The following is a 22997-nucleotide window of genomic DNA, read 5'->3' on the forward strand; positions in this document are numbered from 1 at the left end:
CTACGGCCTCAATTCGATGACCGTCTTGCCGATCCTCACGGGTACACCAAGCTCAACGGGCAGAGCCCGGGTAAGTTGCTGGTCGGCCAAGTAGGTGCCGTTGGTGGAGCCAAGGTCCTCGATGAACCATCGACTGCCTTGCGGGAACAACCGCGCGTGGCGGCCGGAGGCGTAGTCGTCCTCAAGTACCAGTGTGGCTTCCTGAGCGCGGCCCAACAGGATGGGGCTGGCGGCCAGGGGGATGGTGGTTCCCTTGAGCGGACCTTCGGTGACCACCAGTTGGTGGGCCTGCTGCTTGAGCGGCTGCGGCGGAGCCTCGGCCAGTTCCGGGTTTTTGCGGACCTGACGGGCGGTGGGGGTGCCTGCGGCGGCTTTGCGGCCCACCATCAGGTCCCTGCGCATGGCCGAAACGATGCTGAAGACGAGGACCCAGAGCAGGATCAGGAACCCAAACCGCAGGGCAGTGATGGTCAGGTCACTCATGGGCGGCCCCCAGGGTTGGCGGGAAGCAGGCGGAAGATGATCTTTGTCCGTCCCATCGTGATGGTGGAGCCGTCGGTCAGTTCGGTGCTGCCTGCCAGTTTATGGCCGTTGACGTAGCTGCCGTTAGTGGAGCCGAGGTCCACAGCGCTGGTGACGCCGCTGGCGGTGCGGATCTCGAGGTGGCGGCGCGAGACGCCGGTGTCGTCAATCAGGATGTCGGCCTCGGAGGACCGGCCCAGGACGACGGAGGGGGCATTAAGCGAGTAGCGCTGGCCGTCGATGTCCAGGACGGGCTGCAGCCGTACGGGCGGGCGGCTGGGGGCTGCGGGCATGTTGGGCCTGGCCGAGGAGACTCCGGGGCCGGCTTTGGACTTCTCAGTGGAGGAGACGATCTCGAAGTTGCCAGCGCGAAGATCCTCGGACCGGCGGAAAGAGATCCGCACCGAGCCCTGGAGGGTGTAGCCCTGGCTCCGGACGTGGTTGATGACGACGTCGCAGAGTTCTTCGGCCAGCGGCGTGCCCCAGTCCTGAGCCCTCCTGAAGTCGTCATCACTGAGTTGGACGTCGAAGACATTGGGGGCCAGTGTGCGGCCGGCGGCGATGGTGAGGGCTTTGTTGTCCACCTCGCGGCGGAGCCGGCTGGCGATTTCCACAGGTTCAACCTGGGCGCGCGAACCGGTGGAGAAGACACCGCGGACGGCTTTTTCGATGCCGCGCTCGACCTTGTCCAGCAATCCCATGGTCCTTCTCCTTTCCCCCCGGCAGCGGGGCAGTTTTCGTTCCGGAACTCAGCCAACAATGCTGTTCAGAACCCAGCAGCCTGCCTGGCAGTGGCAGGCACTACTACATCAGATACTACTGGGCAGGCCTGTGAATGACCTTAATCCACAACGGCCAGGCCCCCGGAAAAGTTCGCTAGGGGTTCCATGCCGGCCCCCTCCCGGCGGGGAATTTGACCCCTCCCGAGGCTCAATTGGTGTTTTGCCGCCGATGTCCGTTATGCTTGATCTCGCTGCTTTTACAAGGTTGCGGATCCGGGAAAACGGCCGTAATTCATGGAAAAAGAAGTTGCGCGCGAGTGGCGGAACGGCAGACGCGCTGGCTTCAGGTGCCAGTGTCCGAAAGGGCGTGGGGGTTCAAATCCCCCCTCGCGCACGCAATCAAGGGAACCCCGGTCTTCGGACCGGGGTTCCTTTCTTTAACGCCGGGGCGGTCCTTAACGCTGGGCCCCGAATCCGGCATGCCGCGGGCGTAACTGTGGGTATAGCATGCGAGTGACACCCGCTGGATCATGCGGCCGGAGGACTGCTCATGCTGACATTGGGCGCAATTGATATGGAAATGCTGCAACTCGCCCTCGATTCCCCGTCCGACTGGGATTCCAGGTACTGGTTCGACCCCCGCACGGGAGAGACCAGCCTCTGGCTGAGGGACTCGCTTGACGAAGCCGAAGAGTCCGAGGAAGACCTCGAAGCACGCGGCGCCATCCTTGTGGAACCGATAAGACCGTATGAGGCCTACCGCGACATGGAATCGTTCATCGCGGATGTGCGGGATGAACGCGCCAAGGACCTGCTCTGGCGCGCAATAGACGGCAAGGGAGCATTCCGGCGTTTCAGGAACACGCTCGCAGAGTTCCCCGAGCTTCAGACCCTATGGTTCTCATTCCATAACCGAGCCATGCGGCGCCGCGCCATAGAGTGGTTGGCGGAATCTGGTGTGGTGGAACAGGATGAGGCTGAGAAAGCCCTGCGCCTACTCGCGTAACGCCCCGAAGCCCGCAATAAGGGCCTCAAGCCCCAGGCTGAACGCCACGTCTGCAGGTTTCTCGTGCCCCAGCGCGGCCAGGCTCCGGACGGCACCCGTAAAGCTCGGCGTCGATTCCGCCATGCTGCCGGAATCGAAAATGTCGGCTGGGGCCGTGACGTCGTAGGCGGATCCGAAGATGAAGGATTCCAGGGCCACGATGGCGGACACGATCCGCTCCTCCGGGAATCCGGCCGCCCGGAAGCCGGCACTGACGGTCTCATACATGGCGAGGGTCTGCGGTGCGTCAGTCACGGGAAGTACTGCGATGACGGGAATCAGGGGCGTGTGCTCCGCGAAGACGTCCCGGTAACTCCAGGCCCACTTCCGCACGGCGGACTCCCAAGGTTCCGCCGCGAATGCGGTCACATCCACCAGGGCAGTCAAATGGTCTTCCACGAGGAGGAGCACGTCCCGCTTGGATTCCACATGGTTATAAAGGGCCGACGGCGCCACGTGCAGTGAGCGGGCCAGTGCGGCCATGGTGAGACCGTCGTAGCCGTCCTTGCCGATGAGCCGCAGGGCTGCTGCCGTGATGCCCGCCTGGTCCAGGACAGCCGCGGCGGGCCGCCCCACGCGGCGCCGCGCCCCACCGGTTTGCGGCACGGGTTCGCGTTCCGTGGCAGTTCTTGAAGCGGCTGGTGATGCCGGCATTGCTGGCCTTTCTGCGGGCAGATGTCTCCAGCATTATTCCACCCGGCTCTTCCTTGCGGACCGCAAAACAGCTATAGTTCTAATAAATGAATGGCATTCATTTAGTGGTTCGTGTCGCTCGACCGGCCATAGAGAGGACATCATGCTGAATCTTGACCGTGACGTTGTGATCGTTGGCGCTGGACCCTCCGGGCTCACTGCTGCCCGCGAGCTGAGGAAGGCCGGCCTCAGCGTGGCAGTGCTGGAAGCACGGGACCGCGTGGGCGGCCGAACCTGGACCGACACCATTGACGGGGCCATGCTGGAAATCGGCGGCCAGTGGGTCTCCCCGGATCAGACCGTACTGCTGGAGCTCCTGGACGAGCTCGGGCTGAAGACATACTCCCGCTACCGGGAGGGCGAGTCCGTCTACGTCGGCGCCGACGGGAAGAAAACCCGCTACACCGGTGATTCCTTCCCGGTGAGCGCAGCCACCGGGGCGGAAATGGACAAGCTGATCGGCATTCTGGACGGCCTCGCCGCGGAAATCGGCGCCACCGAGCCGTGGGCCCATCCCAAGGCCCGTGAGCTGGACACCATCTCCTTCCACCACTGGCTGCGCCGGAACTCCGCCGACGAGGAGGCCTGCAACAACATTGGCCTGTTCATCGCCGGAGGCATGCTCACCAAGCCCGCGCTCGCGTTTTCGGCACTGCAGGCGGTCCTGATGGCAGCGTCCGCCGGGTCCTTCAGCCACCTCACCGACGAGGACTTCATCCTGGACAAGCGGGTCATAGGCGGGATGCAGCAGGTGTCCCTGCTGCAGGCAGCGGAACTGGGTGCCGACGTCGTACTTAACAGTCCGGTGCGCACGGTCCGCTGGGAGGATGCCGGAGAAGGCGGACACCGCGTCAGCGTTGTTTCGGAGCGCGCCACCGTGAATGCGCGTTTTGTGATCATGGCGGTGCCACCGAACCTTTACTCACGCGTCTCTTTTGACCCGCCGCTTCCGCGGCGGCAGCACCAGATGCACCAGCACCAGTCGCTGGGCCTGGTGATCAAGGTCCACGCCGTTTACAGCACGCCGTTCTGGCGTGAAGACGGACTCTCCGGAACGGGTTTCGGTGCCGGTTCGCTGGTCCAGGAGGTCTACGACAACACCAACCACGGTGATTCACGGGGAACCCTGGTGGGCTTCGTCTCGGATGAAAAGGCCGACGCCGTCTTCGAGCTGACTGCCGAGGACCGCCGCCGCGCCATCCTGGAATCGATTGCCGGGTTCCTGGGGGACAAGGCCCTGGAACCCGAGGTCTACTACGAATCCGACTGGGGCTCCGAGGAATGGACCCGGGGCGCGTACGCGGCCAGCTACGATCTGGGCGGCCTGCACCGTTACGGCAAGGACCAGCACACTCCTGTGGGCCCGATCTACTGGTGCTCCTCGGACCTCGCCGCCGAAGGCTACCAGCACGTTGACGGAGCCGTCCGCATGGGCCAGCGCACAGCGGCGCGAATCGTGGACGCGGCGGGCACTTCCCATGCGACAAACGAGGCAGCCGCCGCCGTTGGCTGAGCGCACCAGCTCCAACCCATTCAGCGTCGAATGAAAGAGAGGCACGGCCATGAGTCCCAAAGAAGTGACAGCACAGCCACCCCGCGCCCCGGGCAATGGCCTGGCCGAAAAGGGCCTGAGCGGGAAGGGCCTGAAGGCGGGCGCGGTGGGATTGCTGGGCGCCGTCGTCATCGGTGTCTCCTGCATCGCGCCGGCGTACACGCTGACCGCGGCGCTGGGGCCAACGGTTTCGGAAGTGGGGGTTCAGCTGCCGGCGATCTTCCTGGTGGGCTTTATCCCCATGATCCTGGTGGCGTTCGGCTACCGCGAACTGAACAATGCCATGCCCGACGCCGGCACCTCGTTCACGTGGGCATCGCGCGCCTTTGGTCCGTGGATCGGCTGGATGGGTGGCTGGGGGCTGATTGCGGCCACCATCATTGTGCTGTCCAACCTGGCGGCCGTCGCCGTGGACTTTTTCTACCTCATGCTGGCCCAGCTTTTCGGCAACCCGGAATTGGGCGAGCTGAGCAAGAACCTTCCGCTGAACATCGCCACCACCCTGGTGTTCATCGCCCTGGCTTGCTGGATTTCCTATCGGGGCATGGAAGCCACGAAGGGCGTGCAGTATGTATTGGTGGCGTTCCAGCTGCTGGTGCTGGGCTGGTTTGCTGTAGCTGCCTTCAGTCACGTGGCCAACGGCTCGGCGTTTGATGCGACTGCCATTTCGCCCGACTGGTTTAACCCATTCGCGGTCGGATCCTTCTCAGCCTTTGCTGCCGGGGTTTCCCTCTCCATCTTCATTTACTGGGGCTGGGACGTCACGCTGACCATGAACGAGGAAACCAAGAATCCGGAGAAGACTCCGGGACGGGCGGCAACCGTCACCGTGGTGGTGATTGTCGCGATCTACATGACCGTCGCGCTGGCCACCCTGTCCTTCGCAGGGGTGGGCGAAACCGGCCTCGGTGCCGGGAATCCGGACAACCAGTCGAGCATCTTTGCTGTTCTGTCCGGGCCGGTGATGGGACCGTTCGCCATCCTGATGTCCCTCGCCATCCTGAGCAGTTCGGCGGCCTCGCTGCAGTCCACGTTTGTGTCTCCGGCGCGGACCATGCTGTCGATGGGCCACTACAAAGCACTCCCGGGACGCTTCGGCAAGGTCAGCCCGCGCTTCAAGTCCCCGAGCTACGCCACGATCGCGGCGGGCCTTGCCGCAGCGGCCTTCTACGTCATCACCCGGACCACCTCGGAGAACGCGCTCTGGGACACCATCACGGCGCTGGGCATGATGATCTGCTTCTACTACGGCATCACAGCGCTGGCATGCGTCTGGTTCTTCCGGGCCCAGGCGTTCAGCAATGGCCGCGCCTTCTTCTTCAAGTTCCTGGCGCCGCTGCTGGGTGGAGTCATCCTGCTGGTGATGTTCTTCAAGACCGCCGCCGATTCCATGGACCCCGAGTACGGCTCCGGATCATCGGTGGGCGGGCTGGGGATGGTGTTCATCCTGGGCATGGGCGTGATCCTGCTGGGCGTGGTGATCATGCTGGTGATGTCCCGGCTGCGGCCCGAGTTCTTCAAGGGGCAGGTGCTGGCACGCGGCCGCGAGGAGTTTAGGCGGGCGGGCGTATCGAAGCCTTGAACCGCCGTCGGGAGTTTGCGAGGTGGCTGCGCATGGCGGCCGAGGCGGCGGTCTCATCGCCGTCGGCGATGGCGGCAGCGATGGACCGGTGCTCGTGCACCACCTGGTCAAAGTGGTCCCGGGCGTAATGTTCGACGCCGGTGAGCAGCCGGGTGCGTGGCATCGCGATCATCGTCTGGCCCAGGGCGGCGAGGCAATCTGAGTAGAAAGGGTTGCCGGAGGCGGCCGCGATGGCGCGGTGGAACTCGAAGTCGGCCTTCATGGCGTGGCCGGGGTGGTCAGCGCTGGCGGCGAACTGTTCCAGGGCAGCATTGACCGCCCGGAGCTGGCGGTCGGAGTGGTTGCGGGCGGCCAGGGCCGCAGCTTCGGACTCCACTCCCAGCCGGAATTCCAGCAGGTGGAGGCGGTCTTCGACGCTGGCGACGGGGCGGCTGCCCGGGACTGGCTGGGGGCCGTCGTCGGGCGGGGTCAGCGCGAAGCTGCCCCGCCCGCGTTCGGTTTCCACCAGGCCTTCGGCCTGGAGCCGCGTCAGCGCCGAGCGCACCACGGTGCGGCTGACACCGAAGTCGCCCATCAGCGTGTTTTCGCTGGGAAGCTTGTCGCCGGGCTGGATGACGCCGTCCACGATGCGGGTGCGAAGGTCGGCGGCGAGGTCCGCGGTCAGGTTCCGGCTCATGCGTTCAAGGTTACGCGCCGAACTCCACGGACTCGGTGGTCCAGGCGCGGGCCTGGTCACTGAGGGTCACGCCCAAGCCGGGACGGTCCGGGACGAGCATGCGGCCGTTCTTGGTTTCGAGGCGCTCGTTGAACAACGGATCCAGCCAGTCGAAGTGCTCCACCCACGGTTCCCGCGGGTACGCCGCGGCGAGGTGCAGGTGGATCTCCATGGCAAAGTGCGGCGCCAGGCCAAGCCCGCGTTCGTCCGCGAGGGCGGCGAGGCGCAGGAACTGGGTGATGCCGCCGACGCGCGGGGCGTCCGGCTGGATGATGTCGCAGCCGTTGGCGTTGATGAGGCCCTTGTGCTCGGCCACGGAGGCCAGCATCTCGCCGGTAGCGATGGGCGTGTCCAGGACATTGGCCAAGTGCGCGTGGCCATCAAAGTCGTAGGCATCCAGCGGCTCTTCGATCCAGATCAGGTTGAACTGCTCCAATTGGCGGCCCATGCGCAGGGCGGTGGCCCGGTCCCACTGCTGGTTGGCGTCCACCATGAGGGGAACATCCCAGCCGATGTGTTCGCGGATGCCGGCCACGCGGCGCAGGTCTTCGGCGGAATCGGGCAGGCCGACCTTGATCTTTATGCCGCCGATTCCTTCCTCCAGGAGGACGGTGGCACGGTCCTTGACCTCTTCGAGGGAGGCGTTGAGGAAGCCGCCGGAGGTGTTGTACGTCTGGACGGAGTCCCGGTAGGCGCCCAGGAATTTCGCCAGGGAGAGGCTGGCGCGTTTGGCCTTGAGGTCGTAGAGCGCGATGTCGATGGCGGCGAGGGCCTGGGTGGCCACACCTGAGCGGCCCACGGAGGCGCCGGCCCATAGGAGCTTGGTGTAGATCTTGCCGATGTCGTTGGGGTCCTCACCGATGAGCCCCTCCGCGACCTCTTTGGCGTGGGCGTACTGGGCGGGGCCGCCGGCGCGCTTGGAGTAGCTGAAGCCGATACCGCTATAACCCATTTCCGTGGTGATTTCCGCGAACAGGAACACCACGTCGGTCATTGGCTTCTGGCGGCCGGTGAACACCTTGGCGTCACTGATGGGGACGGTCAGCGGCAGCCGCGCGGTGGAAAGCTTGACGTGCCGGATGACATCGACGGTACTCATGGTTGCTCCTCAAAAGCAGGCTGTCCGGGCTGCGTTGCCCTGCTACTTACAGTACAAGTATCCAACTTGTATTACAAGTATGTCTGGTATCGCCGCTCGTCCATGGCGTGGGGTGGTGCGCCGTTCAATTTTTGGGCGTGGCGAACGTACTGGTAGACCGTTTCCCGGCGATTCCGTAATCCCGGGCGAGAGTGGACTTTGCAGCGCCTTCTGCCGCCCGCCGAACCAGCTCCGCCGCACGCTCTGGAGGAAGGGTCTTTTTGCGTCCGCGGTACACGCCCCGCTGCCGTTCCTTTATTTTGTGGTTGTTCGAATTCGGCGAAGGGGCCCGTCGCCGACAAAATGAGGTTGGCATGGGGGCATCCTCGCGGGTAAAGCCAGGCGTGCCTTTACGAACTCCACGCGCACACCCTTGTCGGTCGGCGTCTGGACGAGTGAGCGCAGGTCGTTCAGGTTTCGGGCGAGCCGGTCCCATGCTATGGACCACTACGGTGTCTCCGTCCCGGGTAAAGCGCATCAGCTCGGCAAGTTGTGGCCTGGCAATGCCCCTTCCGGATGCCGTGTCGGTGAAGGTGTCAGGATGAAATCTATGACTCACTGAGAGGTCTGTCTAGAAGGCGGCGAATCGATCCTATTCTGACAGCCCTTCCGTGGTTGCCTGACGTCAGGTTGGGGTGTGCCCTAGCTGGACGCGCCAGCCCAGTGAATAACTGGCCGGGTGCTCCCTGTGTCACAACCGACGATGACAATCACACGATATCTGGTCGCCTGTCGCCATTTTTGGAAGGGCCGGTCCTGGGCGTTCCACTTCCTAGGAACTGAGACAGTCGTCATTTATGTCCTTGGGAAGCGGCAGGCAGGACAGGGCCCTTGGTGCCGGTTGCCTTGACAACCAGCACGGCGAGGAAGGTGGTGACAGGGATAGCAAGTACCAGACCTACTGAGCCGACCAGGGTCCGAACCACCTCCTCGGACATTTCGGCACTTGTCAGCGCCTCCCCGAGGGGCCGGTCGTAGAGCATCACAAGGATCATGATGGGTAAGGCGGCCCCCGCATAAGCGAACGCGATCGTGTAGACCGTGGAGGCGATGTGATCGCGGCCGATACGCATGGCAGAGGCGAAGAGGTCGCGCGCGGACGTTTCCGGAGCGAGTTCGTAGAGTTCCCATACGGAAGAGGATTGCGCAATGGTGACGTCGTTCAGCACCCCGAGTCCGGAAATGATGAGCCCGCACAGGATGATGCCGGAGATGGAGATGTTGCCCGAAATGTTGGACAGGACCGAGGCTTCGGAGCTCCCTGCGCCCCAAAGATTCGCGGCATCCGTTGACCAGGCTGCCAGCACCGCCGTGATGCCCAGCCCGAACATGGTGCCCAGCAGAGCGGTCGATGTGCGGGCGGAGAACCCGTGTGCGAAGTACAGCATCCCGATCATGATCACTGTGGATCCCACGAGTGCCAGTAGGAGCGGGGGTTTGCCTTCCACCAAACCAGGAAGCATGAATCCGGCCAGCACGGCAAAGGCACCCAAGAGACCGATGAGTGCCCGGAGCCCGCGCCAGCGGGCAACGGCGATCACCACCACGGAATACAGGATGGCCAGCAGTAGGATCGGCACCGTACGGACGAAGTCCACGAAGATGTATTGGGGTGTCGCTTTGTTGGCTGCAGCGCCCGTGGATGAAGTCAGATCCAGGTAACTGATGTTGTCTCCGGTATTTATCCCAGGGGACTTCGCGACATCCGGGTTGATGATCACCTTGACTGGGCTGCCGCCCTTGTCCGGTTCGGTGAACGCAAACAAGCAGTCGGAACCCCTCTGACTCTGGGCGTCCTGGCTTGCTCCCGGCGTACAGCTTTCCTGAACTACGCGTTGGATCTTTCCGCTCTCAAAGGTCGCACCGGGCGCACCTGAGTACGGGCTGGTAAGGGTGATACCGTCCCTGCTGCCCGAGGGCCACATCAAGACCATGGCAGCCAACGTCAGCAGAGTCAGAGGCACCAGAACGGCCAACAGCAGCCGATTTGCCCTCCGCCGCAGGGCCATCGCCTGAGGCGACGGATCCGGCTCGCCATGGGAGTGGCTTTGTCCGTGGCCCATCAGCAGTTCAACCTCACCCGTTGAACTCTACGGTGCACGGCTACCTGGCACTGACACAACAACTGTCCCAGGACGCAAGCGGGCCGGCCATGTCCGACCCACCTGTTCCCTTTTGGTGATGCCTGCGGGAACGCCTACTCAGGGCACAGTCTGCCGGCGCCGCTCCAGTTGTTTTCGCTGCCCGTACCGGGTCATGCCACGGGGCTTGTAAATTGCCAGGATCGTCGCCAGTAGCAACACGAAGAGGCCACCGCCGGTGTGCAGGAAGGCAGAGGGAAGGTCCATCCCGGTCATTGCAGGATCCCTCAGCATCCCCGCGACAGTCTGGATCGTCTGCGTGTACAGCACAAGGACGACGGTCGCCACGAGCGTGAGCACGAGCTTAAAGAGCACCCAGTAGTGCCGGAACAGCCCCCAGACCGTGCCCAGCCCGAGAAGAACGCCCGTCAGCAGGGTCGAGAAGGCCAGGGGGACAAGCAGGGACCAGGCCGCCGCCTGCAGGGCCAGCCACAGGAGGCGTCCGAGCTGGGGGTCAGTACTCGTTAGGGCAGCAACATCGAGCACGACGAAAACAGCAACGGCTCCGGCCCAGCCCAGTGAAGATATGACATGCAGGGTCAGCAGGAATTTCCGCAGCGCAGATGTCAGGACCATTCTGGGTTTACACCTGCCCGCTGGCGGAGCTTTGCAGTGCAGCGGGAGATGAGGCGGGCGCATCCAGTCCGAATCCGTGCCGTGCCGGCCCGTGCTGGCCGCCGCTGAGCAGCATCACGGCAACAACGACCAGGAGCAGGACGCCGGCGACGATCGCGGAGACCTTCACCCAGCGGGGCGGACCAGTCAGGGTCTGCGGGGCCGGATCGCTGTTCTCCGGTTGGTTCGGCTCGTGGGCCATGTCTTCTCCATTGGTCATTTCCTGGTGCGGCGTGTTTACAAGACAGTATGTCTCCTTGGCGTCACCCTGTCCAACGTAGGACGGAGCGTATACTTCAGGAATGCCGAAGCTCTGGAATGAGACCATCGAATCGCACCGCAGCGCCGTTCGTTCGGCGATCCTGGACACCACGGCAGGCTTGGTCGCCAGTCACGGGCTGTCATCGGTGACGATGTCCCAGATCGCCCAGACCGTGGGGATCGGCCGGGCCACGCTGTACAAGTACTTTCCGGACGTGGACGAGATCCTGGCGGCTTGGCACGAACGCCAGGTCCAAGCCCATTTGGAACATCTGGCGCAGGTCCGTGACCGCGCGGCGGGCCCTGAGCGGAAACTTGAAGCCGTCCTGAAGGCCTACGCGCTGATCTCCCACTCCCACGACGGTGGTGCTGAGGCCGCACGCCTGCACCAGGGTTCACACGTGGGTCGCGCGCACCAGCATCTCCATGAATTCCTGGCGGAGATGTTGAGAGATGGTGCCGGCGCCGGGGTGTTCCGCTCCGATGTTGCCCCGGACGAGCTCTCCGGATACTGCCTTCATGCGTTGGAAGCGGCCAGTGGATTGGTGTCCCGCGATGCTGTCCTTCGCCTCGTCAAAGTCACACTGGCCGGGCTGCAGCCTCCGGCGGCATCTAACCCTGGAGCCAGCGCCCCTTCAACGCACCAGGATTCACGCCGGCACCCTCACCAGGGCTAGTGGCGGCGGGGCGCCCTTGTGCGAGGGAAGCGATCAGGACGGATTCGATGGCAAGGGCTCTGACTCCAGTCTCCGCCCCTGCCCAGGTTGGTACGTTTCTCTAGGTGCGTGAGTCGGTAGTGGTTTGACGGTTCCGCAGGTTTGCACCGTGACGGCCCAGGGGCCGGTCTCCTTTTCCTGGACAGGGTGCCGGACTCTGGGCATTTTCTCGGGAGAGCCGGGAAGGATCCGTCGGGGCGCGGTTCGGTGGTGCAGGTTCGATTCCGGGACACCATCCCCGGCTCGGTTCAGGCGGTGGCGGTGCGGTAGCTGAAGAGTTTGAGCAGGTTGTGGCAGCCGGCCATCAACTTCCACTCCCCGGATGCCTTCTCCAGCCCGCGCAACAGGACATGCTTGCCCTGCCGCGTTTTGATCTGTCCGAAGACCGGTTCCACGATGGCTTTGCGCCGGGCGTAGACCGCCCGGCCCTTCTTCGTTTTCAGTTTCCGGGCCATCCGCTCGGCCAGGGTCGCATCCGCCGGGATCCTGCCCCTGGGCGACTCCGGGACCGGGCGCCCGTGTGTCATCCGCCGGGTGGAAATGAAGAACTCCGTCGCGCCGTTGGCTTCGAGGTCTTTGACGTGTTTCAGGTTCGCCGCCGAGCAATACCCGGCATCGGCGCTCCACTTCCGGGGCATGGCGCCCAGGGTGTCCTGGGTGTTCTGGACCATCGGGACCAGTTGCCGCACGTCCACCGCAGTGTTGTTCAACTCGGCGGCAACGATGACCTGGTGATCTTTATCAACGACGCCCTGGCCGTTGTAGCAGTAGTGGTAGGAACCGTCCGCGGTCTTCATGATCCTCGCGTCGGGGTCGGTGAAGTTCCGCTGGGCCGTGGGCTTGGGGACCGCCGCGGCAGCGGCCGCTTCGCCCTTGCCGGAGACATCATCGTCATCATCCCCGCGGGCCCGGGCTTTCGCCTCGGCCTCACGGCGGGCCTTCTGGGCGGCTTCGGCTTCGATAGAGGCCCGGGCAGTCTTCATGGCCTGGGCGCGCCGGGCCCGGTTGGCCAGCTCGGCGGGCAGCTCATCACCGCGTTTGCCCGGCCCGTAGCGGGCGTCCTCGGCCGCGTCCACGGTCTTCGCCTCCGCCATCAGGTCGCTGATCTCATCGGCCAACACCTTCTGTTTCGCGGTCAGCCGGGAATAGCTCATGGCCTTATGCCGGGAGGCGTTGGCCCGGACCTTCGTCCCGTCCAGTGCGACATGGCCCAGCGAGACCATGCCCGCGGCCCGGCAGAGTTCCAGCGCCTGGAGGAACACGTTGGCCAGGGCCGCGAGGTGGCGTTCACGGAACCGCCCGATCGAGCGGAAATCCGGGGCCTGCTGGGCGCACAACCAACGGAACGCGACCACGTCCGTGCAGGCTCTTTCCAGTTCCCGCGAGGACCGCACCCCCACGCAGTACCCGTAAAGCACGATCCGCAGCATCAGCCGCGGATCATACGGCGGCTGGCCCTTGGCCTTGGCGTAGGAGGAGTAGAACCGGGTCAGATCCAGTTCATCGTCCACAAGCTCGCCAATGAACCGGGCCAGATGACCCTGCGGCAACCACTCCTCCAGCGACGGCGGGACCAGCATCACCGCATCCGGTTCGAACGCCCTAAAGCGTTTCCTGGCCCCGCCATTGGCATCCATCGACACATCCGTGGGCTGCTCGACCCGCTCGACCAGGGACTCATCGAACAAACCATCCTGCGCGGAAGAACCAGTATCCATGCCCCCGATTCTCCCAGTCACCACCACCAGGCACCGGTCAATCCGTCGGCGTTTTAAAACCCGCACCCTGGTTACTGACCCACGCACCTAGGGACATCAGAGGACCCGGGGCCTCCAAATCAGTGTCGGCGAAGGGGAATCCGAAGGCATCCGGTTCCCGCCAGCATTTAGCCTTTCGTATCGCTGTTTAGACGATATGAGGTGAGGGTGGTTGGGTTTCCTGTCCGTCCGGGGCGGCCATTGTCGCCGGGCCGGTCCCGCGGCGCCGGCTTGATGCTGGCGGGTTTCCGTCGTGTTGGTGGGCGGCGCCGCGGGGCCTATTGCCCGGCGGAAATGTCCTTGTATCCGGACGGCAGGGGCCCGACTGCCGCTGGTGAGGGCCGGGGCCTTCTGTTTCACAGCGTCCGTGGGTTGCCAGTGAACAACCTCTTGGCTTGAGGCCTTCATGAGAGTTGCATTGGTAGTGCCACATGTGAGGTTTGGGAGGTCCCGGCTATGTTTCAGCATACGTTTATTGGGCTCGATGTTCACGCGGTTTCCGTTGTCGGCTGCGCCCTGAATCCTGACACCGGAGAACTGGTCCGGATGCAGATGGACTCGGACCCGGCGGTCGTTTTGGATTGGGTCCGCCGCTTCGAGCCGCCGGTGAAGGCCGTGTACGAGTCGGGCCCGACCGGGTACGTCCTGGCCCGTTTCCTGCGGGAGGCCGGCGTTGACTGTGTGGTGGCTGCGTCCTCGAAGCTGCTGCGGGCACCGGGAGACAAGATTAAAACGGACAAGCGAGACGCCCGGCTTTTGGCGGAAATGCTCGCTCTGGGCCAGGTTACGGAAGTGCGGGTCCCGACGCGGGAGCAGGAGGACCTGCGGGATTTGTCCCGGCTGCGGGCCACCGCGGCGAAGAACCTCGCCCATGCCCGCCAGCACGTGAACGCGATCCTGCTCCGCCACGGCATCCGCTACCCGAAGGAGACGAAGTGGACCCAGGAGCACCAAGCGTGGCTGCACCGGCAGCGTTTCGACTCCCCGGTGCTGCAGTTCACTTACGAGGACAACGTGGAACAGGCCGAACTGCTGGCCGCGCATCTCAAGCGCATCGACCAGCGCATCGCAGCGGTCGCCAGGGACTGCCGCTACACGCCGGTGATCGACGCGTTGATGTGCCTGCGCGGCATTCAGGTCACGACCGGGTTCGGGCTCGCCGTGGAGATCGGCGACTGGACACGCTTCACCGGGGCCACCATCGGCTCCTACGTGGGTCTCGTGCCCAGCGAGCAGTCCTCGGGTCAATCCCGGCACCAGGGCCCGATCACTAAGGCCGGGAGCAGATACGCACGCAAGCTCCTGGTGGAGGCAGCCTGGCAGCACCGGCGCCCCTATGCCAGGCCGGGGCTGCGCCTGCTGCGGCAACTGGACCTGGTCGGCCCGGCCACCCGGATCCGGGCCGAGCAGCTGGACCTGGTCGGCCCGGCCACCCGGATCCGGGCCCTGGAAGGCAACCACAGGCTCCACCACAAATGGGAAGTCTTCGATGCCCGCACGAAAAGATCCGTCACGGCCAACACCGCGATCGCCAGGGAACTCGCCGGCTGGTGCTGGTCCCTGGCCGCACCCCTCCAGCAAGGCGAACACGGGCAGGGGGAGCGCATGAACGCGGCATAAGAACGTGCCCTCCGGATGCGTGGCGGGCGTGACGTGGCAGCACTTTGGGGCTAACTCGAGACCCGACTATGAGCACACGGCCCATGGGGGCCGTTGACGCTCGATTTTAGACAGCGATACGCCCCAGCCGAACAATCGTCATGCGGTAACCCAACCCGCGAATATCAGTCTGACACTGCCAGTCGAATACAAGACTCGCCAGCACGACCGCCACACCCGGACGGCACCCCAACCAGCGGCCCCCACCAAAGAAGTTGGGAGCCGCTCATCACTGCCCCTTGACAATCCTTCCCACATATCAGACGGGGGGAGTACTCTGACGGTTATCATGGCCGGTCTGGCCGTGGCGACGAGGGTGTCGCAGCGCTGGGGTGCGCTAAAGGTATAAGCCCTGCCCCCGCCATGTCATTTGAATGGCAGGAGAACAAAAATGTTCGATCAGAAATTCATTACCAACGCAATGGCCCGGAGCGCTGAAGACAGCCTCGATCGCCGCCGGCTGTTCAGGGCAGCCGGCGCAGCAGGGATCGGCGGCGCGGTGGCGCTGCTGTCTGCCACGTCTGCAGCCGCCGATGATGATCAAAATGGTGACGGCCCTGATGGACCCAGTGACTCGGCAATCCTGAACTTCGCACTGAACCTGGAATACCTTGAGGCCGAATTTTACCTTCGGGCGGTAACGGGCGCAGGTCTGGCCGGCAACCTTACGGACGGCAAGGGCAAAAAGGGCGGAGTAACCGGCGGCAGGCAGGTCCCGTTCACAGCCGGCAGCTTGGTCCGGAAGTACGCCGTGGAGATCGCGGCCGATGAAGAGGCGCACGTCCGGTTCCTGCGCAGCGCCCTGGGTAAGGCCGCGGTGGCCCGCCCGCCGATCGACCTTGATGCAAGTTTCACCGCCGCCGCTCTCGCCGCCGGACTCATTAAGGCGGGCCAGACCTTCAGCCCGTTCACGGACGAGACCAGTTTCCTGCTCGGGGCGTTCATTTTTGAAGACGTCGGCGTCACCGCCTATAAGGGTGCTGCCCCGTTTATCGATAACAAGACCTATCTCGAGGCGGCCGCCGGCATACTTGCCGTGGAGGCCTATCATGCGGGCATCATCAGAACCACCATGTACGCCCGGGACCTGCAGGCACCGGCGCAGGCCATCTCGGACGCCCGCGACAGCCTGGACGGCACATCGGACCTTGACCAGGGAATCGGAACAGCCCAGGTCGCCAACCTCGTGCCAGCAGACGCCAACGCTCTCGCGTTCAGCCGCACCCCCGCGCAGGTCCTGAACATCGCCTACCTGACCCCGAAATCGGTCAAATCCGGCGGGTTCTTCCCCGACGGCGTCAACGGAAAACTCAACAGGAGCGGCGGCAGCTAAGGCGCATTTATCCTGAGGCGATAAGCCGCCGCGGAGGTCAAGAGCATGTTTTCAAACGGGCAGCTGACCATGGGTCGCTGAGTCCTTTTCGTGTGGACGGCGTCGGCCGGGCACATCTGATGCGTCCGTCATCGGTCTCGGCTCGGAGATGTTCGACATCCTCATGTCCGCAACAGCGAGCACTGGAACAGCCAACCTCGACGACGAACTACGATCAGCTGGGTTTTGCCGGGCCGGGTTCGGAGGCCTTGCGAGGAAGTCGGGCAGGCCCTTGCTCTCCAGGAGGAGGTCCTGGAGCTGGTCAACCAGCGGGACTTTGTCGATACCGACCATCAGGGCCTCGATTCCGGTCCGCGTTCGGCAAGTGCCTATCTGGACAGGAACTGAATGAGGGTTTGATTCCATTCGTCGGGGTGGCTGACGTTGCATCCGTGGGGAGCTCCGGCGATGACGTGCAGTTCGCTGCCGGGAAGAGCCGCGTGGGTGCGCTGACCGGATCCTTCGTAGGATACGGTGGCGTCGCCGTCTCCGTGGAGCACGAGTGCCGGAACGGTTACCTTGGGCAGGTCCTCTCGGAAGTCGGTGCCGCCGAAGGCGGCCAAGCATGCGAGGGCTGCTTTTTTGTCCGCCTGCTTGCACAGTGCGATGGCGTCCTGGCGCTGTTGTTCGCTGACTTTGAGTTCTGCGTTGACGGAGAAGAAATCGCAGGTGAATCCGTCACAGAAGTCGTCCTCGTCCTTGGTCAGGTCAGCGGCCATTTTCGCGGCCTCATCATGGGTCAGGGGCCCGTCGGGGTTGTCGCCGGTCTGCATCATGTAGGGCGGGACGGCGTGATGAACCTGCGGTCCACAAGGCCGGGCAGTCCGTAAGGGCGGGGGTGACGAATAGCGTGCAGGGTAGTTTCCTGATGGGCGCGCCGTCCGGCGGGTGGAGGACAACATCCCTTGAAGGGGATTGTCATGAGAACCATTACTCGTATTTGCTTCTTAGCCGCCGCCGTGTCGCTGGTGGGCATCACCGGGTGCGCAGCCCAGGGCGGGGACTCGTCCGCCCCGCCCGCAGCCAGTTCCGCTGCCCCGTCAGCTGAAGGATCAGCCCAGGCAGCTCAAGGGGTCATCACCATTAAGGATTTCAAGTATGAGGTTCCGGCGTCGGTGAAGCCGGGCGCGATGCTCACGGTGACGAACGCGGACAGCGCCCCGCACACCCTCACGGCCAAGGACAAGGGCGGATTCGACGTCGAAGTCCCGGGCGGCGGAACAGTGGTCTTCCAGGCACCGGATGCCCCCGGTGAGTACGAAATTGTCTGCACCTTCCATCCTCAGATGACCGGGACGCTGGTCGTGAAATGAACCGGGAAATGAGTCGGCCGGAACTGAAGCCACGGGCACGTTCTCTGTGGGTGCTGCGTGTCGGCGTCGCGGCGGCTCTGGTGGTCAGCGCCGTCATCCATGTCCAGCTCGCCCCGGGTTATCAGCAGGCCGCGCCGGGCGGCATCGGGCAGGGCACGCTGTTTCTGGTCCAGGCCGGCGCCGCGGTCCTGGCAGCGGTGTTTGTGCTGCTTAAAGGTTCCCGTATTGCTTTCGCTGCCGCCGCGGTAATTGCGTTGTCGTCCCTGGCCGCGGTCATCCTTTACCGGTATGTCCAGGTCCCCGCCATCGGGCCGCTGCCTTCGATGTATGAACCGGTCTGGTACGCGGCAAAGACCATCACGGCCGTCGCCGAAGCAGCCGCCGGTGCGTTGGCGGTGGCCGGGTACGCCCTGCTGCAGAAAAACCGGCCCGGCTCACGGGTGACGTCACGGGGCCGCCGCCGCGGAACTTCTACCGCCTGAACACGGCGGTGTCACTGCCTCCGGGAGTCCGCCGGGCGTTTCCCTCGCGTTAGCCTGCCCAAAAATATGTGGGCCGGGCCACGTTTTCACCCATCCTTGTCCGCTAGTGTTCCGAAGTACTGGTGTCCCCTCCCGGGGGCACCAACATCACACGCGCGTGTATGAGGAGATTTTTCAAATGAATAAGACACTCCGCTATATGGCAGTCCCCACCCTCGCTTTGGGCGCTCTGGTCCTCTCCGGTGCCCCCGCGATGGCCGCGGACCAGTCCTACCAGTCCATCCTGGGCCAACTCAACGGCAGCGCCGGCTCCGGCACTATCCAGCTCGATGTCACCGGCAACCAGGCCCACGTTGTCCTGAAGGTTTCGGGAATGCCCGCCACCTTCATGGACGCCCCGTACCCGCACGTCCAGCACATCCACGGCGGCAAGCAGGGCACCTGCCCGGACCCTTCCGCCGATAAGGACGGTGACCAGGTCATCTCCACCACCGAAGGCGACCCGTTCTACGGCCCCATCGTTACCACCCTCTCCACCAGTGGCGACACCAGCCCCGCAGCGGGCCTTGACCTCAAGGTAGGCGGCCAGGGTGCCGCGTACACCGTGGACCGTACGTTTGAACTCAATGCCGAGACCAAGGCCGCCCTGGAAGCAGGCACCGCGGTGGTTGTCGTCCACGGCCTTGACCCCGCCACCCTCAGCGCCAAGGGCCAGGCCGCGAAGAGCGACCTCGCACCGACCCTGCCCCTGGCCGCGACCTCCCCGGCCCTGTGCGGAACGTTGACGGCCGGTCAGATGAAGATGCCCGCAGGCGGGGCTGAGACCGGCGTCGCCGCCGAAACCGGCACCGACACCGGGGTCCTCGCCATCGGTTCGGGCCTGGCCTTGATCGCCCTCGCCGGCGGCGCCTATGTGGTCCGCCGCCGCACCGCCGGCGCAGCAGCGTAAGCCAGAGCTGACTGGATCACCACTGTGACACCCAAGAACCCCGGCCACCGCAAAGGCCCCCTGGCCGCCACGGCGGCCGGGGTTCTGCTCCTGCTCACCCTGGCCGGGTGTGCAGGGGGACCCGCCAGCACGCCGGACTCCGGACCGGCCCCTGCAACGTCCGCCTCATCCACGGCGGCGCCGAGCACTCCCGCGGCTCCGTTCACCCCGCCACCCGCTGCCCCTGCAGCGGCCCCGGCCGCACAGCAGCTTCCGCCGGTGCTGGGCGCTTCGGCTCCCGTCACCCTGGCTATTCCCTCGATCGGGGTCCGGACGGACCTTCTCCACCTGGGACTGGAGGAGAACGGCTCCCTGAAAGTACCGGAAGATACCGGCAAAGGCACACCTGGCAGCTGGTACGACGGCTCCCCCACCCCAGGGCAACGCGGCCCTTCAGTGATACTGGGCCACGTCAATGCCCTGGGCGGCAACAAGGGCGTCTTCGCCGACCTGCGCAAACTCACCCCCGGCGCAGAGATCAACGTTTCCCGGGCCGACGGCAGTACGGCCGTGTTCGCCGTTGACCGGGGCGCGCTCTACCCGAAAAACGAATTCCCCACCGTCGAGGTCTACGGCAACACCGACGGCGCCGAAATCCGGCTGATCACGTGCGACGGCTACGACCCCGCCACCGGCCTCTTCGATGACAACTACGTCATCTACGCAACACTCAAAGCCTGACAACGGCCGCACACCCCGGACGGGGGGCGGTCAGGACGGAACGAGTAATGAAACAGCACAAGCCATTGCTGGCCTCCCTGGCCCTGTCAGCCCTGCTGCTCTCCGGCTGCGCAACAGCCGCCGGATCCGTCACCGCGCCCTCGGACCTCTCAACGCCGGCCGCCACGGCAGTTTCGCCCGAGGCCGGGCACACCGACAGCCACGGCGGCGGGCACCACAACGACGGCTCAGCAACGCCCGACGCGACAGCCGACGGGCCCAGCGATGCTGCCCTGATGGTCTGTGGGGACCAGCCAAAGGACCGGCTCACCGCCATCCTGGACCTGGACTCGGAGCCGCACACCATCAACGACTGGGCCGACAGCACCTTTACCTGCACCTACCACCTGCAAGAAGGGGACCTGGAAATCTCCGTCCAGGAAGCGAAGGACCAGGCCACCGCGCTCACCTATTTCGACGCGAAGCAAGCCCTCGCAAAGGACGCCAAACCCATCGAAGGACTGGCCAGCCTCGGCTTCCCGGCCTACGAAACCGCGGACGGGTCAGCGGTGTTCCAAAAAGACAGCTTCGTGCTCCAGGTGGATGCTTCGGACCTGCCGACCACCCTCGGACCGGACAACATCACCAGAAACGCCCTGGCCTACCAGCTCTCCACCACCATTCTCGCCTGCTGGGTAGAACACCCCTGACCCGATGCTGCACAACAAAGGCACCCCACCGGCAGTTTCCATGAAAGGTTCACCCATGAAAGCAAGCACCAGAACCGGCAGCGCGCTCGGACTCGCGGCAGCAGCAGTCGTGCTGGTTTTGTCCGGCTGCGGGAACCCCGGCACCTCCGGGTCCGCCACGACAGCGGCCCCCACACAGGCGGAACAATTCCCGTCAGCTCCTGCCGCCACCGCAGAACCTGCCCCCTCAACGTCCGGCCCGGGCTCTACACCGGCGGCGGCGCCGGCGGAAATCCTGATCAAGGGCTTTAAATACGAAGGTGCGGACACCGTGAGCCCCGGAGCAGAGATCACGGTCACCAACGAAGACATCGAAGCGCACACCATCACCGCTGACACCGGCAACGAATTCGACGCCAACATCCAGGTCGGCACCGGCACCTTCACCGCCCCCACCGAACCGGGGACTTACACCTACCACTGCAACTTCCACGGCAACATGAAAGGCACCCTCACCGTCAAATAACGCCCCGACAGAAGGACGCAGTACACCGGGAACGAAGTGGGGTCTGGAACGGATGTACTCGTTTCTTCGTTACCGGCACGTGCGTCCCGAAGGTTCTGCGCTCGTCTTCCTGGATCGAGGTTTCCCTGGGCCTGGTTGGCTTCAACGCGGCAACTCACCGATGCGGGGACCGGCACATGGGAGGGTCTCGGGCATTTTCCAGGGAGTCCGCCTAGGGTTTGTTTGCCTCCGCGGTTTTGCGGTGGTGCAGGTATCCGACTGCGGCATCCATGAGAAGGAAGGCCAGGAGGCTGATTCCGAGAAGGGGCAGGAAGTACCCGACAAGGACCGCCGCTAGGGCCAGGGCTATGGCGATTCCCGGCGGGGTACGCCTCAGCACCCCGCGTTTGGGAGCCGGCCCGAAGCGCGCTAGCATGCAGGGCCGGCCCGGTGGCGGCCGAAGTGATCCTGTCATCTCACGGCAGTTCAACGCTCAATTGGATTGGCGTTTGATGAAGGACGCCATTCCTGGGACAGTGAAGGCGATGACTCCATGTTCGGGAGCGTAGACGAGCCCCTTCGCGATCAGGTTTGCGCGAATCGGGCCGAAACTTGCCGGACTGCGTCCCAGGCGCGCTGCTATTTCCCCCGATGAGCTGCCTTTGTCGCTGTCTTCGGCCATGGCCCTGAGGTAGTTCTGTTCGGCCCGGGTTGCCCGGTCCCATCGGGCGCGGAAGAATCCGCTGTCCAGGGCTGCCCGGCCGTTGGCTGCACCGACGCGGGCGTCCTCGTATGTGATGCTCGCACCGGTGGCGGCGTTCCATGTGTCCTGTCCGAATTGCTGCAGGAAGTACGGGTAGCCGGCGCTTTCATTGACGATGAGAGCCACGGCGGAGTCATCCCACTCGACCCCATCCTCGGCTGCGGGCTTCGTTAATGCTTCCGAGGCGACGGGTCCGCGGAGTTCCTCGATTTTTTCGTAGTTGAACCGTTCAGCATAGGACTTCGCTTCCGCGAGGACTCTGGGCAGGCTCGGCAGGCCGGCAAAAGCGAAAAGTACACGCCAGTCATCCTGGGCCGCGGCGTGGGCGATGGCGCAGAGCGCCACCAGTTCGGCCTGACCAAGATCCTGAGCTTCATCAATCAGGATCGCCAGGCCGACGTTCTCCTCCTCTGCAGCCAATGCCAGGTCGTGGATGAGCTTGCGGAGGTCGGTTTCGAGGACGCCAGTGTCCGCTCCCCCACCGGACGCTCCTGCAAGGTCCAGACCGAAGTTCCAGGTTCCGCTCTGGTCATAAGAGGCTTTGAAGCTGACGGCTGTCTTCAAAGCCTTGAGCAGCCGGCGCCCGGCCGACGGGCGTGCCAGATCGGCAAGAGGCGCGTGAAGGGCTTCTCCCAGCGCCTCACGCAGTGCCTTGCCGGCGCCCGCTTCGACTTGTGCGACCAGCCAGTCCCGGCCGGTCGCGGACCGGCGGAAATCCGAGAGCAGAACCGTCTTGCCCACCCCCCTCAACCCGTAAAGAACGAAAGGCTGAGCCGTCCTGCCCGCTTCAACACGTTCGATGGCAACCTGCCAATCCCGGCGGGGCTGGTCGCGTCCGACAAGGGCCGCCGGTTTACGTCCTGCTCCGGGCGAGTAGGGATTCGATACAGGGTCCACGCAGCCTCATCTATACGAATGTCTACTGAAATCTATAGAACTATAGCAAAACGATAGATATCAGTAGATGTTGCTAGTGTTGGCGTGGACCACGCCGTCCCGGAGCACTGAGGTGTACTACTGATGTGAGACACAGTTTGAAAGGATTGTGCCCATGTCTGCTCGACCAACCTATTCCGATGAGTTCAAGGCTGATGCCGTTGCGCTGGT

At 64.3% G+C, this 22997-nt stretch carries 23 protein-coding genes and 1 tRNA gene; 13 read left to right on the plus strand and 11 right to left on the minus strand.

What is annotated here, in order from left to right; all coding sequences use genetic code 11:
• A complete protein-coding gene (locus tag NG698_RS17715; protein WP_252600935.1) occupies positions 1 to 483 on the minus strand; it encodes an FHA domain-containing protein FhaB/FipA in 483 nt (160 codons plus the stop codon).
• A complete protein-coding gene (locus NG698_RS17720) occupies positions 480 to 1223 on the minus strand; it encodes an FHA domain-containing protein (protein WP_252600938.1) in 744 nt (247 codons plus the stop codon). Before NG698_RS17720 ends, NG698_RS17715 begins: the two co-directional genes overlap by 4 nt.
• Before the next feature lie 332 nt (positions 1224 to 1555).
• On the opposite strand from NG698_RS17720, the gene NG698_RS17725 reads away from it, so the two are divergent.
• Positions 1556 to 1638 (plus strand) — tRNA-Leu (locus NG698_RS17725).
• A gap of 156 nt (positions 1639 to 1794) precedes the next feature.
• Positions 1795 to 2250: a UPF0158 family protein gene (locus NG698_RS17730; protein ID WP_252611323.1), complete on the plus strand. Its 456-nt coding sequence runs from the start codon at positions 1795 to 1797 to the stop codon at positions 2248 to 2250.
• On the opposite strand, the gene NG698_RS17735 is transcribed toward NG698_RS17730, so the two are convergent.
• The gene (locus NG698_RS17735) at positions 2239 to 2943 is read right to left on the minus strand and encodes a TetR/AcrR family transcriptional regulator (protein ID WP_252600944.1); all 705 of its coding nucleotides are present in this window, start codon (positions 2941 to 2943) and stop codon (positions 2239 to 2241) included. The two genes, NG698_RS17730 and NG698_RS17735, sit on opposite strands and share 12 nt — an antisense overlap.
• A 142-nt stretch (positions 2944 to 3085) precedes the next feature.
• Here NG698_RS17735 and NG698_RS17740 point away from each other — a divergent pair, with 142 nt between their 5' ends.
• The gene (locus tag NG698_RS17740; protein ID WP_252600947.1) at positions 3086 to 4495 is read left to right on the plus strand and encodes a flavin monoamine oxidase family protein; all 1410 of its coding nucleotides are present in this window, start codon (positions 3086 to 3088) and stop codon (positions 4493 to 4495) included.
• A 49-nt stretch (positions 4496 to 4544) separates the two neighbouring features.
• Positions 4545 to 6116, plus strand: a complete 1572-nt coding sequence (locus NG698_RS17745; RefSeq protein WP_252600950.1) for an APC family permease — start codon at positions 4545 to 4547, stop codon at positions 6114 to 6116.
• Here the strand turns inward: NG698_RS17745 and NG698_RS17750 are convergent.
• The 5 genes from NG698_RS17750 to NG698_RS17775 all read right to left on the minus strand — a co-directional run bounded on the left by NG698_RS17750 (position 6088) and on the right by NG698_RS17775 (position 10927).
• The gene (locus NG698_RS17750) at positions 6088 to 6792 is read right to left on the minus strand and encodes a FadR/GntR family transcriptional regulator (RefSeq protein WP_252611325.1); all 705 of its coding nucleotides are present in this window, start codon (positions 6790 to 6792) and stop codon (positions 6088 to 6090) included. The genes NG698_RS17745 and NG698_RS17750 overlap by 29 nt on opposite strands.
• Positions 6793 to 6802: 10 nt before the next feature.
• Positions 6803 to 7930, minus strand: coding sequence for an L-talarate/galactarate dehydratase (locus tag NG698_RS17755; protein ID WP_252611326.1), 1128 nt, complete (start codon positions 7928 to 7930; stop codon positions 6803 to 6805).
• Between the two features lie 830 nt (positions 7931 to 8760).
• On the minus strand, positions 8761 to 10032 hold the full coding sequence (locus NG698_RS17765) for a YibE/F family protein (RefSeq protein WP_252611328.1): 1272 nt from the start codon (positions 10030 to 10032) through the stop codon (positions 8761 to 8763).
• 138 nt (positions 10033 to 10170) lie between these two features.
• Complete coding sequence (locus tag NG698_RS17770; RefSeq protein ID WP_252611330.1) at positions 10171 to 10686, minus strand: DUF2269 domain-containing protein; 516 nt, start codon at positions 10684 to 10686, stop codon at positions 10171 to 10173.
• Between the two features lie 7 nt (positions 10687 to 10693).
• Positions 10694 to 10927: a hypothetical protein gene (locus tag NG698_RS17775; RefSeq protein ID WP_252611332.1), complete on the minus strand. Its 234-nt coding sequence runs from the start codon at positions 10925 to 10927 to the stop codon at positions 10694 to 10696.
• Positions 10928 to 11027: 100 nt separating this feature from the next.
• Here NG698_RS17775 and NG698_RS17780 point away from each other — a divergent pair, with 100 nt between their 5' ends.
• Positions 11028 to 11663 carry a TetR/AcrR family transcriptional regulator gene (locus NG698_RS17780; protein WP_252611334.1) on the plus strand — a complete coding sequence of 212 codons (636 nt, stop codon included), beginning with the start codon at positions 11028 to 11030 and terminating at the stop codon, positions 11661 to 11663.
• Positions 11664 to 11950: 287 nt separating this feature from the next.
• Here NG698_RS17780 and NG698_RS17785 read toward each other — a convergent pair whose 3' ends face one another.
• Entirely contained in the window at positions 11951 to 13339 is a 1389-nt protein-coding gene (locus NG698_RS17785) for an IS1182 family transposase (RefSeq protein WP_445260442.1), read from the minus strand.
• A gap of 576 nt (positions 13340 to 13915) precedes the next feature.
• On the opposite strand from NG698_RS17785, the gene NG698_RS17790 reads away from it, so the two are divergent.
• Both NG698_RS17790 and NG698_RS17795 read left to right on the plus strand, forming a co-directional pair.
• Entirely contained in the window at positions 13916 to 15079 is a 1164-nt protein-coding gene (locus NG698_RS17790; protein WP_252611338.1) for an IS110 family RNA-guided transposase, read from the plus strand.
• A 430-nt stretch (positions 15080 to 15509) separates the two neighbouring features.
• Positions 15510 to 16451, plus strand: a complete 942-nt coding sequence (locus NG698_RS17795; RefSeq protein ID WP_252611340.1) for a ferritin-like domain-containing protein — start codon at positions 15510 to 15512, stop codon at positions 16449 to 16451.
• Positions 16452 to 16819: 368 nt separating this feature from the next.
• Here NG698_RS17795 and NG698_RS17800 read toward each other — a convergent pair whose 3' ends face one another.
• Entirely contained in the window at positions 16820 to 17266 is a 447-nt protein-coding gene (locus NG698_RS17800; RefSeq protein ID WP_252611341.1) for an alpha/beta fold hydrolase, read from the minus strand.
• Positions 17267 to 17410: 144 nt separating this feature from the next.
• Between NG698_RS17800 and NG698_RS17805 the strand changes: the two genes are divergently transcribed.
• From NG698_RS17805 to NG698_RS17830, 6 genes are all read left to right on the plus strand, one after another.
• On the plus strand, positions 17411 to 17803 hold the full coding sequence (locus NG698_RS17805) for a cupredoxin domain-containing protein (RefSeq protein WP_252611343.1): 393 nt from the start codon (positions 17411 to 17413) through the stop codon (positions 17801 to 17803).
• Positions 17804 to 17811: 8 nt separating this feature from the next.
• Positions 17812 to 18285, plus strand: a complete 474-nt coding sequence (locus tag NG698_RS17810) for a hypothetical protein (protein WP_252611345.1) — start codon at positions 17812 to 17814, stop codon at positions 18283 to 18285.
• 178 nt (positions 18286 to 18463) lie between these two features.
• Positions 18464 to 19234: a CHRD domain-containing protein gene (locus NG698_RS17815; RefSeq protein WP_252611347.1), complete on the plus strand. Its 771-nt coding sequence runs from the start codon at positions 18464 to 18466 to the stop codon at positions 19232 to 19234.
• Positions 19235 to 19258: 24 nt separating this feature from the next.
• The gene (locus NG698_RS17820; protein WP_252611349.1) at positions 19259 to 19954 is read left to right on the plus strand and encodes a class F sortase; all 696 of its coding nucleotides are present in this window, start codon (positions 19259 to 19261) and stop codon (positions 19952 to 19954) included.
• Between the two features lie 47 nt (positions 19955 to 20001).
• Positions 20002 to 20643, plus strand: a complete 642-nt coding sequence (locus NG698_RS17825) for a hypothetical protein (protein ID WP_252611351.1) — start codon at positions 20002 to 20004, stop codon at positions 20641 to 20643.
• Between the two features lie 55 nt (positions 20644 to 20698).
• A complete protein-coding gene (locus tag NG698_RS17830) occupies positions 20699 to 21148 on the plus strand; it encodes a cupredoxin domain-containing protein (RefSeq protein ID WP_252611352.1) in 450 nt (149 codons plus the stop codon).
• Between the two features lie 472 nt (positions 21149 to 21620).
• On the opposite strand, the gene NG698_RS17835 is transcribed toward NG698_RS17830, so the two are convergent.
• Positions 21621 to 22787 carry a DUF8462 domain-containing protein gene (locus NG698_RS17835; protein WP_252611355.1) on the minus strand — a complete coding sequence of 389 codons (1167 nt, stop codon included), beginning with the start codon at positions 22785 to 22787 and terminating at the stop codon, positions 21621 to 21623.
• Positions 22788 to 22997: the final 210 nt, after the last annotated feature.

The organism is Pseudarthrobacter raffinosi (assembly GCF_023913735.1).
Lineage (GTDB): Bacteria > Actinomycetota > Actinomycetes > Actinomycetales > Micrococcaceae > Arthrobacter > Arthrobacter raffinosi.

Excerpts from the sequence above, each read along its gene's own strand:
- NG698_RS17715 (WP_252600935.1), bottom strand. The coding sequence starts at position 483 with ATGAGTGACCTGACCATCACTGCCCTGCGGTTTGGGTTCCTGATCCTG.
- NG698_RS17720 (WP_252600938.1), bottom strand. The coding sequence starts at position 1,223 with ATGGGATTGCTGGACAAGGTCGAGCGCGGCATCGAAAAAGCCGTCCGC.
- NG698_RS17730 (WP_252611323.1), top strand. The coding sequence starts at position 1,795 with ATGCTGACATTGGGCGCAATTGATATGGAAATGCTGCAACTCGCCCTC.
- NG698_RS17735 (WP_252600944.1), bottom strand. The coding sequence starts at position 2,943 with ATGCCGGCATCACCAGCCGCTTCAAGAACTGCCACGGAACGCGAACCC.
- NG698_RS17740 (WP_252600947.1), top strand. The coding sequence starts at position 3,086 with ATGCTGAATCTTGACCGTGACGTTGTGATCGTTGGCGCTGGACCCTCC.
- NG698_RS17745 (WP_252600950.1), top strand. The coding sequence starts at position 4,545 with ATGAGTCCCAAAGAAGTGACAGCACAGCCACCCCGCGCCCCGGGCAAT.
- NG698_RS17750 (WP_252611325.1), bottom strand. The coding sequence starts at position 6,792 with ATGAGCCGGAACCTGACCGCGGACCTCGCCGCCGACCTTCGCACCCGC.
- NG698_RS17755 (WP_252611326.1), bottom strand. The coding sequence starts at position 7,930 with ATGAGTACCGTCGATGTCATCCGGCACGTCAAGCTTTCCACCGCGCGG.
- NG698_RS17765 (WP_252611328.1), bottom strand. The coding sequence starts at position 10,032 with ATGGGCCACGGACAAAGCCACTCCCATGGCGAGCCGGATCCGTCGCCT.
- NG698_RS17770 (WP_252611330.1), bottom strand. The coding sequence starts at position 10,686 with ATGGTCCTGACATCTGCGCTGCGGAAATTCCTGCTGACCCTGCATGTC.
- NG698_RS17775 (WP_252611332.1), bottom strand. The coding sequence starts at position 10,927 with ATGGCCCACGAGCCGAACCAACCGGAGAACAGCGATCCGGCCCCGCAG.
- NG698_RS17780 (WP_252611334.1), top strand. The coding sequence starts at position 11,028 with ATGCCGAAGCTCTGGAATGAGACCATCGAATCGCACCGCAGCGCCGTT.
- NG698_RS17785 (WP_445260442.1), bottom strand. The coding sequence starts at position 13,339 with ATGGATGCCAATGGCGGGGCCAGGAAACGCTTTAGGGCGTTCGAACCG.
- NG698_RS17790 (WP_252611338.1), top strand. The coding sequence starts at position 13,916 with ATGTTTCAGCATACGTTTATTGGGCTCGATGTTCACGCGGTTTCCGTT.
- NG698_RS17795 (WP_252611340.1), top strand. The coding sequence starts at position 15,510 with ATGTTCGATCAGAAATTCATTACCAACGCAATGGCCCGGAGCGCTGAA.
- NG698_RS17800 (WP_252611341.1), bottom strand. The coding sequence starts at position 17,266 with ATGATGCAGACCGGCGACAACCCCGACGGGCCCCTGACCCATGATGAG.
- NG698_RS17805 (WP_252611343.1), top strand. The coding sequence starts at position 17,411 with ATGAGAACCATTACTCGTATTTGCTTCTTAGCCGCCGCCGTGTCGCTG.
- NG698_RS17810 (WP_252611345.1), top strand. The coding sequence starts at position 17,812 with ATGAGTCGGCCGGAACTGAAGCCACGGGCACGTTCTCTGTGGGTGCTG.
- NG698_RS17815 (WP_252611347.1), top strand. The coding sequence starts at position 18,464 with ATGAATAAGACACTCCGCTATATGGCAGTCCCCACCCTCGCTTTGGGC.
- NG698_RS17825 (WP_252611351.1), top strand. The coding sequence starts at position 20,002 with ATGAAACAGCACAAGCCATTGCTGGCCTCCCTGGCCCTGTCAGCCCTG.
- NG698_RS17830 (WP_252611352.1), top strand. The coding sequence starts at position 20,699 with ATGAAAGCAAGCACCAGAACCGGCAGCGCGCTCGGACTCGCGGCAGCA.